Raw genomic sequence first — 11,375 nt, forward strand, 5'->3', positions numbered from 1 at the left:
TTATAGGCCTGATTTCAGGCTGGCTTCGATAAATTTGTCTAGATCACCGTCCAATACCGCCTGGGTATTACGGTTCTCAACACCGGTGCGCAGGTCTTTAATACGCGAGTCGTCCAGTACGTAAGAACGGATCTGGCTGCCCCAACCGATGTCAGATTTGGCATCTTCCTGAGCCTGCTTTTCAGCATTTTGCTTTTGCAGCTCAAGTTCAAACAGTTTTGCTTTTAACTGTTTCATTGCCTGATCTTTGTTTTTGTGCTGTGAACGGTCGTTCTGACACTGCACCACAGTGTTCGTTGGCAAGTGCGTAATACGTACCGCAGACTCTGTCCGGTTAACGTGCTGACCACCCGCGCCCGAAGCACGATATACGTCGATACGTAAATCTGCCGGGTTGATGTCAATCTCAATGTTGTCATCAATTTCCGGATACACGAATGCCGAGGCGAACGAGGTGTGACGACGACCACCTGAGTCAAATGGACTCTTGCGGACCAGACGATGTACACCAGTTTCTGTGCGCAGCCAGCCATAAGCATACTCGCCGCTTACACGCAGCGTAGCCCCTTTGATACCTGCCACATCACCATCGGTTGCTTCAACGATTTCGGTTTTAAAGCCTTTCGCTTCTGCCCAGCGCAGATACATACGCAACAACATGTTGCACCAGTCCTGAGCCTCTGTACCACCGGAACCGGCTTGCAGATCGAGATAGGCATCGTTGCTGTCTTGTGCGCCAGAGAACATACGGCGGAACTCCAGCTTTTCGAGCTGGGCATTCAGGCCTTGCACTTCTTGCTCAGCTTCCGCAAAGGTCTCTTCGTCTTCGGCTTCTACAGCCAGCTCAACCAGACCTTCTGCATCATCTGCACCGCTCACCAGGTTGTCTATGGTTTCAACGATAGTTTCCAGACTGGATTTTTCGCGACCCAATGCCTGTGCCTTCTCAGGCTCATTCCAGACTGCCGGATCTTCCAGTTCCGCATTAACTTCTTCTAACCGCTCTTGTTTCAGAGCATAGTCAAAGATACCCCCGAAGAAGCTCAGTACGCTCGCGAATTTCCTTGATTTGATTAATCACAGGATTCACTTCAAACATTCACATTACTCCAATTTACGTGATGGTGACGCAACCAATGACCCACCTAAAGTGGCCACCGGACTGAAAATTTTGCGACCACTGTGTCTCAACACATTATACAAGCGGTCTAAACGGCCAATACTAACAAATAATGGGCTCAGATATCAGCCCTTGAAGAGAACATTTTATACCTTTCTCGCAAATGTTAGCAGGCACGGATCTCCCGAACTATCAACTGCAAGGTAAACTTACCTCTAAACTCATTGATATCCAGCTGATATGCTAACTCTGCCATCTGTGCCGAGGTGTTTGGCCAGGCCCGAACATCTATGTTAAACGCAATGGCATCAACCAATTTACCACTGGGGTGTTTAAGCACCAGCTTGAGATGTTTCTCTCCGACAATGCGTTGTTGCACTAGCTCGAACACGCCGCTGAATACCGGCTCAGGAAAATGCTGACCCCAGGGCCCTGCCTGTTGCAGCAACATGGCAAAATCCATGTTAAAGCACTCGGCGGGCAAGGCTCCATCGGTCAGCAACACAGATTGCTTGTGCTCTTCACTCAACGTCGCACTGACCAGAGTTTCAAAGGTCCGTTTAAAGTCTGCAAAGTCCGCTTCTTTAATGGTTAACCCTGCTGCCATAGCATGGCCACCAAATTTCACGATTAAGTCTGGATGGCATGTATTTATCTGCTCCAGCAAATCACGCATATGCAAACCTTCAATCGAACGACAAGACCCTTTAATTTCATCATTGTCACCCTGAGCAAAAATAATTGCCGGGCGATGATATTTCTCTTTCAATCTGCCCGCCAGGATCCCAATTACCCCCTGGTGCCAGTCATCCTGATACAAACAGACCGCATCTGGAATACTCTGCTGTGCTGCAACCAAACGCTCAAGTACCGCCTGAGCTTCTTGCTGCATGCCCTGCTCTATTTCTCGTCGTTCCTGGTTCAGGCTATCCAGTTGCACGGCAATGCGCCGTGCCTGATGCTCTTCTTTAGACAATAAACAAGCAATACCGAGACTCATATCGTCCAGCCGACCTGCGGCATTCAACCTCGGCGCCAGTGCAAACCCAAAGTCACTGGCGTTAAGCCGGGCTGCAGTGCGATTTGCCACTTCAATCAAAGCACGGATCCCAGGCCGGGTTTGTCCTTTACGAATACGCGCCAGTCCTTGATGTACTAAAGTGCGGTTGTTGGCATCCAGGGCAACAACATCCGCGACCGTCCCCAATGCCACGATATCCAGCAAAGATGCCAGGTTAGGCTGAGTCAGACCCTGGCGCTCAAAATAGCCCGCGGAGCGCAAATGATGGCGAAATGCCACCAGCAAGTAAAACGCCACGCCAACACCCGCAATCGATTTAGAGGGAAACTGACAGTCGTGGCGGTTGGGATTAACGATGGCATCGGCATTCGGCAGTTGCTCACCCTGCAAATGATGATCGGTGACCAGAACAGCAATACCAGCCTGCTTGACGATGTCTATCCCTGCCAGACAAGAGATACCATTATCAACGGTGATCACCAGTTGAGGGGCAAGCTGAACAATTTGCTCTGCCAGTGCCGGGCTTAAGCCATAGCCCAAACTAAAACGATCAGGAACCAGGTAATCGACTTGCTGCAGGCCAAACAGCCGTAGCCCCTCCATCAACACAGCGGTACTGGTTGCGCCATCGGCATCAAAGTCGCCCACAATGAGTATACTTTGCTGCTGGTGTAATGCTGTTTCTAGTAACGCACAGGCTTTATCCATATCCCGGAACAAACGAAAATCCAGCAAAGTCGCTGCACTGTTATCAAGCTCCTCGGCCTCTTTTACACCCCTTGCGGCATAAATTTGTTTAATGACAGGATGAAGATGGGCGGGTAAATGACTGTCATCGACACGTAATCTGGGTCGGATCTCTGTTTGCATAACACTCTCTGAACTACCTGATGGCGTGAAGTAAACCTCCACAAAGCAAAAAAGGCCCGCAGGCCTTTTTAGAAACGCTGAGAGTATACCTCAGATTTAAGATTTTTTGCTCGCCTGGTCTAACATTTTTGCCAATGCGTCTGCTGGCTGATAGCCCGGGATCATACTGCCGTCTTCCAGCACAATGGCCGGAGTACCAGAAATGCCAAAACTCTGGCCTAGCTGGTAGTGCTCAGCAACCGGAGCCTGACAATTTTTCACGTCCGGTACTTCATTACCTGCCTTCGCTTCAGTCATGGCTGATGCGGCATCGTCCGCACACCACACATTCATCAGGCTCTTATAACCATTGCCACTCAGACCACCGCGAGGGAACGCAAGATACTTAACGGTAATGCCCGCCGCCAGGTAATCATCCAGCTCACGGTGAAGCTTACGGCAGTAGCCACAGGTAATGTCAGTAAAGACCGTGATTTGGTGTTTCTCATTTTCCGCCTTGTACACGATCATCGAATCCTGGTACTCAGCGACACCACTTTTACGTACACCACTGAGTGCATCTTCAGTGATGTTACGACGGTTCGTCACATCAATCATAGTTCCCTGAACCAGATACTGACCGTTAGGGCTTGCATAGAATACCCCTTTGTCTGTGATCACAGTCTTAAGGCCAGAGATGGGGCTGTCTGACACACTTTTGACTGATAAGCCCAGATCCGCAAACTGAGATGCGATGGGGCTAACCGCCATTGGTGAAACTTCTTCTGTTGTCTCGGCAAAGGCACCGACACTAAAAGCGAGCGACGCTGCTAAAAGTAACTTTTTCATGTTTTTCTCGTAAAATTGCTCTTGTTAATCACTAGGACCGGATTACTGCAAATAAATTCCATCACGACCTAGGATGATGTTGCTGATGAAGCGATTTGAGTCGCTCACTGGCAACATGCGTATAAATCTGGGTTGTCGACAAATCGCTATGGCCTAACATCATTTGTACAACGCGAAGATCCGCCCCATGATTTAGCAAATGTGTTGCAAACGCATGACGCAGCGTGTGTGGCGATAACGGTGACTTAACGTCTGCCAACATAGCATAGTGTTTGATACGATGCCAAAAAGTTTGCCGGGTCATGCCGATACCGCGCTTTGAGACAAAGACAAAATCATTCGCATGCTTCACCATTTGAGCGCGTCCAACCTTTAAAAATTGTTCGACCCAATGCAATGCTTCCTCGCCCATCGGGACCAGTCTTTCTTTGCCACCTTTACCACGAACCAGTAAAACGGCCTGACGTAGATTAATTTGTTCCATCCGCAGCCCCACCAGTTCGGTAACCCGCAATCCCGTTGCGTACAACAATTCCAGCATAGCTTTGTCTCTGAGACCCATAGGCTCTGCCACATCTGGCGCATTGAGCAGAGCCTCAACTTCCTGCTCGCTGAGGGTTTTAGGCAACAACTGTGATAACTTGGGCTGCGCGATATGTGTCAGAGGACTGGCAGGGAGCACCTGTTTGCTCACCCAATAGGCGTAAAAGCGCTTAAGGGCACTCATTGCCCGCGCGGTACTGCGCGGTTTCAACCCCTGGTCGACCCGATAGGCCAGATAGGCCTCCACATCTGCGCTATTGATGGCCAGCAATGGTTTATCATTCAGATTGGCCACGACATATCGGACAAACTTATCCAGGTCAGCCCGATAGGCAGCCAGGGTGTTGTCACTGAGTCCTTGCTCAAGAAAGAGCGCATCCAGGAAAGATTCAATCAGCTCACTGTTACTGTGCGTGGCTGGGTCAGATAATTCTATATCGGTCACGGGCCGCCTGTATCAATTCGTTACACCATAAGGTAGACTTCGCGCCATATAATAACAGCCAATTGAGCGAAGACTACTATGCAGATCGGGTTATTTTACGGTTCAACTACCTGCTACACAGAAATGGCAGCAGAAAAGATGCAGGAGATCATGGGTAAAGACATCCTGTCGCTCCACAATATCAAAGACGAGCCTTTGAAAAATGCAGAGCAGTTCGACTTTGTGATCTTCGGTATCTCAACCTGGGACTTTGGCGAGTTACAAGAAGACTGGGAGTCACACTGGGACGACATCGATCAGGTCAACCTCGCCGGGAAAACCATCGCATTATTTGGTATGGGTGATCAACAGGGCTATGGACAATGGTTCCAAGACGCACTGGGTATGTTGCACGATAAAATTGCGCCACAGGGTGTCAACTTTCTGGGGTACTGGCCAAATAGCAGCGACTATGAGTTTGAAGCATCCAAAGCACTAACTGAAGACAAAAGCCAGTTTGTGGGCCTGGCGCTGGACGAGGACAGCCAGTACGAAAAAAGCGATGAACGAATTGCCACCTGGATTGAACAAATCATGACACAATACAGCGAGTCATTGTAATTTATCCCCTCTCAGATCTGCCATATTCCTGCCTGGCAGATCAAAAACACATTATTTACATTCATTAACAAACCGTATATACAAATAGCGCTTTATAGTTCAGTATGGATTTTGTACAGCCTTTGCACCTTAACTGTAATCGCCCTGGCTGTCATTCATCAACTCAATCATAAAAAGGACTAATCATGAAGCTTAACCTAAACAAAAAGAACTATAAGAACTTGTCTCAGCAACCGCAATCAATCAACAACAAAATGACGCCTCGCATTGGTGGTGGTCAGGGTGCATGTTCAGGCGGCGCAGCCTGCCATATGGACAAACAAATCAACGGTGGTGGCTCTGTCTGTATCACTTGGTAAAACAGGCAGGATAACGGGACTGTAAACGTCCCGTTTTATGTTGTACTCAGTGTCCAATCCTACTCAGAAATCCTCCGTGTTTTGCTTTTGTTTGCTGAACTTTCCAGGAGAACACCCAAACCAGCGCTTAAACGCCTTATTGAATGCAGCTTGTTCGTTAAACCCTAACTCTCTTGCCAGCTCGGCAAGTGGCATGGTACCCAGGAGATCTTGAGTTCGCCTGAGCCGCTCTTCGGTCAGTAACTGCGAGTAACTGGTATTGAATTGCTTAAGCTGCCTTTGTACCTGACGCACCGATTTATTTAATTCACCAGCCAGCCTGTCCAGCTGACAATCACTGAGATCGCGACGGGCAGCCAGTATGATACGAAGCTGTGTCGCCACGGTATGATGCTGCTGAAGTTGTGCCAGCGCTTTATCTGACAGACGCTGTAACGCCTCATGCATAATGCAATTCGCCCGCCTGAACGGCAACGACAGATAAGTGTGCTGAAACACAATCTGATTACAATGCTGATTACCGACCACAGGACAACCAAACCATAATGCCAGCTCTGAGCACTCAGCCCTACTTAATGAGCAGGTTAAGTCAACCCGCTCTGGCGTTGACTGTTGCGTTAACAAGGCACGCACTGAGGCAACCCAGGCGGTCATATTACGCAAAATCACATGACGAGAAGTTCGTGAGTTTGGCACCCAGGCAATAACAGCCCACTCATCCTGTTGATGAAATTGCGCTTGCCCTATACTGGCCACGAGCTGGTCGTATCTGAGTAGCGCCATCAGCGCCTGATGCAAGTTTTCACAGCTTTCAACCAGGTAGCCCAGCACACCATAATCCGCAGGCTGGATCTGCTGGCCCAGGTGAAAGCCAAACAAAGGATCGTTAGTCAGCTCAGCCCCAGCTTGCAATACCTGCTCATACTCAGCCAAAGGGATCCTCGCATTCTGCTCAGCGTCCGTGTTACTTTTGTGCCTATTGCTGTTTTCGTGCAACCAGCCTAGCTGCTCCAGATAGAGCTGTACACTGCTGAAATAGTTTTTATCTAAAGTATTTTCCATGTCGCATTTGGACAAAATTACGTCGCCTATTCGCAAGATTGCCAGATAATCCTCTCTTACACTAGACAAAACTGTGTATAAGGAAAAACCATGGTCAATGTTCGCTGCCAAAGAAACATCGCCGCCACGCCACATCAGATAATGGAGACCCTGCTCGATCACCCGAGGTTAGATCGCTTTTTTAATGCCCAGTTCAAAGTCGTGCAAAGCGCTGTGCATCCGGCCATTCGTGGTGGCAATGGCTGCATTCGTGAGGTGCGCATGCTAGGGCTCAGATTCTATGAACAGATCCAGCATGCCGATCCAGGTTCAATCCGCTATCAAATTGTCGGCGATTTCCCGGTGAGAAAACACCAAGGAGAGATCCGGCTGCGCCAAATCGACAATAACACCTCGACCCGGATTGATTACCACGTGCGCTTTGCTCCACCCTGGTACCTGCCAGGCTGTATCCTTCGTCGACTGATCACCCGTGATATCAACCTCGCTCTGACGCGTCTGGAGGCCAGTTATGCTGTCCGTTGAGTGGATCTTGCTACTACTCAGCCCAGTCTTTGTGGCTGCTATAGTGCTGGAATATCGCATTGCTCCCGAGCACTACCGCCTTAAGGACAGTCTGCACAACGTGGTACTCGCCTTACTCCATCAAAGTGCTGACCTGTTGGCCCTGGGTGTTTTGATGCCACTGTTTTATTGGTTGCATAAATTGGCACTGTTTGACATTCCCCTGACAGCACTGACACTGCTTGGCGCCTTCTTATTGCAAGACTTCCTTTACTACTGGTTTCATCGTGCTTCGCACAAAGTGCACTGGCTATGGTTAGCACATGTGGTCCATCATAGCTCTGCACACATGAACTTTTCGACGGCCTTTCGCCAAAGCCTGCTTTACCCCTTTGTTGGCATGTGGCTATTCTGGACCCCGATGATCATACTGGGCTTTGTGCCTGAGTTCGTCCTGGCTGTCGTTGCCATTAACCTCGCTTTTCAATTTTTTGTTCATACTCAACTAGTTGGTCAACTGGGCTGGCTGGAGCACGTGTTTAACACCCCCACACATCACCGAATTCACCACGCCAGTAACGCCTGCTATCTCGACAAGAACTTTGCAGGTGTGCTGATCATCTGGGACAAACTGTTTGGCACTTACTCAGACACACAGCCTCATGAACAGATCCGTTACGGTATTGTCGGCAGTGCACCGCAAGATACGCTGCGATCCATCAATTTCCATGAGTGCCGGGTGTTGCTCAGCAAACTGAAAAAAGCTAGGGGCTTCAAAGAGAAGCTTTACCAACTGCTGTCTGCCCCAAGGCATTTGGAGTAGACAACAGCAGCCAGCCCGCATAGTTCATCCAAAAAAAGACACTTAATAGTTTACTTTTCCAACCAAAAAAATAAACTGCACAGTGTAGTTTACTTTTGGGTCACACAATGAAAAAGTGGTTTGTTATTTTCGCCATGGTGTTTGGCGCTATTACAGGAGGCTGTTCTATGATCTCTAATCTTAATGCACAAGTGCCATCTCAGGGCTACCAGTCAGAGCATTTTCAAAAAGGCCGGTTTCAAAACCTGCACCCAACCGTGCCTGCCAGCCTGAGTAAAACGCTGGCGATCACCTGGCGGTTTTTTACCGAAACCAAAGTTGCTGCTGAGCCTGAGCAAGCACTGCCCGTTTCATCGTTAACCCGCGCTGAGTTAAACGCTTTGCCCGATGTCGGCGTACATATCATTAAGCTTGGTCATTCTTCGGTATTGCTCAAAGTGGATGGGGCTTACTGGCTGTTAGACCCGGTTTTCTCCGAGCGGGCATCCCCCTTTTCATTCATCGGGCCAAGCCGCTTTCATCAGCCACCCATCTCACTTGATGAACTGCCTCCCATTGATAAAGTACTGATTTCTCATAATCATTATGATCACCTGGATAAACAGGCGGTCAAACAACTCAATGCCAAAACGGCTCAGTTTTTAGTACCACTTGGTGTTGAAGGAGATTTGCGCCGCTGGGGTATAGACGCTGAAAAAATTCATTCATTTGACTGGTGGCAAGAACAGCATGATCAGGACGTGATGGTGGCATTTACCCCTACCCAACATTTTTCTGGCCGTGGCCTGAGCGATGCAAACCGCACATTGTGGGGCTCCTGGGTCATTAAAACCAGCCACGAACGCCTTTATTTTAGTGGCGATTCTGGCTACTTCCCCGGTTTCAAAGACATTGGTGAGCGCTATGGTCCCTTTGATTACACACTGATAGAAACGGGCGCTTATGATGCCGACTGGGCCGATATTCATATGACCCCTGAGCAAAGTGTGCAGGCACATCTGGACCTGCGCGGAAAAATCATGATCCCCATTCACAACGGGACCTTTGATCTGGCTTTTCATAGCTGGTATGACCCGCTGGAGCGTGTGCATAGCGCAGCACAGCAGCTGGGTGTTGTGCTCAATACACCAACACCCGGAGAAGCCATCACCATCAATCAGGCTTACTTAAACCAAACCTGGTGGCAATCATTAATGGCACAAGTGTATCGCTAAAACCTGCCTGAAGCCCTCACTGCTGGCACTTATTTATTCTGCGTCGTGCTTTGATGTTTGGCGAGGGTTTCAGCTTTTAACAAAAACGGGGACGGTAACGTGAGCGTATTTGCATCAAAGATATCGCCCCCTTTACAGCAATGACTGACCACACTCGCATTAATCCCCTAGCCTGCGACTAGCATGAAAATGTTTCACGCCTATTTGTGGCTATTTTATAGACAAACGACCACCCTCTCTCTCATCATAGCTGCCACAATAAAAACAATAAGGAAAGCTGTTATGACACAACGCGTGTATGAACTGGACCTGCTGCGTTTTATTTGTGCGCTGGGTGTGGTGATCTTTCACTACACCTACACCGGGCATATGGAAGGGTTTGCCCCAATCGCCGACTTTGAGACAGTCCGTGAAGCCACCCGCTATACCTATATGGGCATTAACTTTTTCTTTGTCATCAGTGGATTTGTGATCTTGATGAGCCTGCAAGGACGCACACTTAAGGAGTTCTTAACCGCGCGTTTTATCCGGCTTTACCCTGCCTACTGGGCAGCACTGACCATCACTGCGCTGGCCACTTTGCTCTGGGGCAAAGATGTGTTTAACGTCTCGCTTGGGCAGTACCTGACCAACCTCACCATGGCACAGGAACTATTTTCCGTTGCATCGCTGGATAGCGCTTACTGGACACTGTACATCGAGCTCAAGTTTTATCTGTGTATGGTCTTGCTGGTCGCATGCGGACTCATGCCCTATCTCAAAGCCATACTGGCACTGGTCCTGAGCGTCAGTTTGCTTGCGCTGTTTTTGCCCTGGAGCAGTAACATCAATATGTTCGTGGCGATGTTCCCGCACTGGAGTGGCTACTTTGCCTCTGGTTGTGTGTTTTATCTTGTACGCCGTGATGGATTGAACTGGCAAGGGGCAGGTCTGCTAGTACTCTCGCTGGCATTTATGCTGACACAGTCGGTGTTGTTTGGTGCGCTGATGCAAAGCTGGTTTAATATTTCCTTTCACGGACCCACCATCGCTCTCATCAATGGGATATTCTTTGCATTGCTGTGCCTGAGCGCCCTGGCAAAACGTCACCCATTCAGATTTCGTCGCTGGTACTACCTGGGCATACTCACCTATCCTTTGTACCTACTCCACCAGCATTTGGGCTACATGCTGTTTAACCGCTTTGGTAACGAACACAACATTGCCAGCCTGGTTGTGTTCACCACACTCGCAATGATAATACTGGCCGGGTTACTCCATTATGGGATTGAAAAACCAGTATCTCGCTGGCTGACACGGCGCACCAAACGCAGTGGTCAGCCAGAACAAGTGGCTAAACAAGTTTAATTGTAGCCACTCGCACCAGTTCAATGCGCCTAACGCTCGGCAGAATAGGGATCTTCTGCCATCAGATAGGCTCTCAGGTCGGCTTTCTGAGGATGATTATTCAGCCACGTACGAATATCGCGCAATCGCTGGTAAGTTTCATCACCAAACTTATCCTGATAGATATCAGCAAAGTTCTGTTGGCTGGTGTCTTCGCGGATTTGCTGCTGCCACTGCTGGGTAACCAGCTGGTTCAGCGCGCCAGCCAACCCCTCGGCTTTCAGCAAGTGCCATTCTCCTTTATCAAGCCAAATACCGCCAGTGGCGACACTGTAATCAACCCGGTGTGCGCTACTTGCACTGATCCTGAACTTACGCATCAAAGTACCCGACACTGGACAAAACAGCGCGCGCTTGCTGTCTTCTGCCTCATTGCCAAACTCAATCTGTTCTGCGAATTGATAGTCAGGGTTACGCTCTTTCCAGGCGACATAATCCTCTATCAGGATCCAATCTCCCTGGCACTGATCACAGCTATGCGCCCGAAATAAGCCTTCAATAAACCCTGGGCGCAGCTGGCCTTCACCACAACTTGTGCACTTCATTATATCTCCCGATCCTTTATCCATGTGATACACGTGAGTCAGTGTAAAGCAAATA

The 11,375-nt window shown here is 49.1% G+C and carries 12 protein-coding genes; 6 read left to right on the forward strand and 6 right to left on the reverse strand.

Annotated features, from left to right (window positions below; genetic code table 11):
• From prfB to xerD, 4 genes are all read right to left on the reverse strand, one after another.
• A protein-coding gene (prfB, locus tag AT705_RS07740) for a peptide chain release factor 2 (protein WP_125562743.1) occupies positions 1-1,099 on the reverse strand; the annotation gives its coding sequence in 2 pieces (ribosomal slippage) (positions 1-1,023 and positions 1,025-1,099; 1,098 coding nt in all).
• A 187-nt stretch (positions 1,100-1,286) separates the two neighbouring features.
• Positions 1,287-3,011: a single-stranded-DNA-specific exonuclease RecJ gene (gene recJ, locus AT705_RS07745; RefSeq protein WP_058796143.1), complete on the reverse strand. Its 1,725-nt coding sequence runs from the start codon at positions 3,009-3,011 to the stop codon at positions 1,287-1,289.
• 96 nt (positions 3,012-3,107) lie between these two features.
• On the reverse strand, positions 3,108-3,839 hold the full coding sequence (gene dsbC / locus AT705_RS07750) for a bifunctional protein-disulfide isomerase/oxidoreductase DsbC (RefSeq protein ID WP_058796144.1): 732 nt from the start codon (positions 3,837-3,839) through the stop codon (positions 3,108-3,110).
• A 61-nt stretch (positions 3,840-3,900) separates the two neighbouring features.
• Positions 3,901-4,827 carry a site-specific tyrosine recombinase XerD gene (gene xerD / locus AT705_RS07755; protein WP_058796145.1) on the reverse strand — a complete coding sequence of 309 codons (927 nt, stop codon included), beginning with the start codon at positions 4,825-4,827 and terminating at the stop codon, positions 3,901-3,903.
• A 78-nt stretch (positions 4,828-4,905) separates the two neighbouring features.
• On the opposite strand from xerD, the gene fldB reads away from it, so the two are divergent.
• Entirely contained in the window at positions 4,906-5,427 is a 522-nt protein-coding gene (fldB, locus tag AT705_RS07760) for a flavodoxin FldB (RefSeq protein ID WP_058796146.1), read from the forward strand.
• A 185-nt stretch (positions 5,428-5,612) separates the two neighbouring features.
• On the forward strand, positions 5,613-5,786 hold the full coding sequence (locus tag AT705_RS25220) for a hypothetical protein (RefSeq protein WP_157576702.1): 174 nt from the start codon (positions 5,613-5,615) through the stop codon (positions 5,784-5,786).
• Positions 5,787-5,849: 63 nt separating this feature from the next.
• On the opposite strand, the gene AT705_RS07765 is transcribed toward AT705_RS25220, so the two are convergent.
• Complete coding sequence (locus tag AT705_RS07765) at positions 5,850-6,848, reverse strand: AraC family transcriptional regulator (RefSeq protein WP_058796147.1); 999 nt, start codon at positions 6,846-6,848, stop codon at positions 5,850-5,852.
• A gap of 90 nt (positions 6,849-6,938) precedes the next feature.
• Between AT705_RS07765 and AT705_RS07770 the strand changes: the two genes are divergently transcribed.
• From AT705_RS07770 to AT705_RS07785, 4 genes are all read left to right on the forward strand, one after another.
• Positions 6,939-7,373, forward strand: coding sequence for an SRPBCC family protein (locus AT705_RS07770; RefSeq protein ID WP_049863558.1), 435 nt, complete (start codon positions 6,939-6,941; stop codon positions 7,371-7,373).
• A complete protein-coding gene (locus tag AT705_RS07775; RefSeq protein ID WP_058796148.1) occupies positions 7,360-8,175 on the forward strand; it encodes a sterol desaturase family protein in 816 nt (271 codons plus the stop codon). The genes AT705_RS07770 and AT705_RS07775 overlap by 14 nt, the downstream gene beginning before the upstream one ends.
• Positions 8,176-8,282: 107 nt before the next feature.
• The gene (locus AT705_RS07780; RefSeq protein ID WP_420492113.1) at positions 8,283-9,389 is read left to right on the forward strand and encodes an MBL fold metallo-hydrolase; all 1,107 of its coding nucleotides are present in this window, start codon (positions 8,283-8,285) and stop codon (positions 9,387-9,389) included.
• A gap of 282 nt (positions 9,390-9,671) precedes the next feature.
• Entirely contained in the window at positions 9,672-10,736 is a 1,065-nt protein-coding gene (locus AT705_RS07785) for an acyltransferase family protein (protein ID WP_058796149.1), read from the forward strand.
• Positions 10,737-10,765: 29 nt separating this feature from the next.
• Here the strand turns inward: AT705_RS07785 and AT705_RS07790 are convergent, their stop codons facing one another.
• Positions 10,766-11,320 carry a TFIIB-type zinc ribbon-containing protein gene (locus AT705_RS07790; RefSeq protein ID WP_058796150.1) on the reverse strand — a complete coding sequence of 185 codons (555 nt, stop codon included), beginning with the start codon at positions 11,318-11,320 and terminating at the stop codon, positions 10,766-10,768.
• Positions 11,321-11,375 lie beyond the last annotated feature (55 nt).

Source organism: Pseudoalteromonas rubra (assembly GCF_001482385.1).
Lineage (GTDB): Bacteria > Pseudomonadota > Gammaproteobacteria > Enterobacterales > Alteromonadaceae > Pseudoalteromonas > Pseudoalteromonas ardens.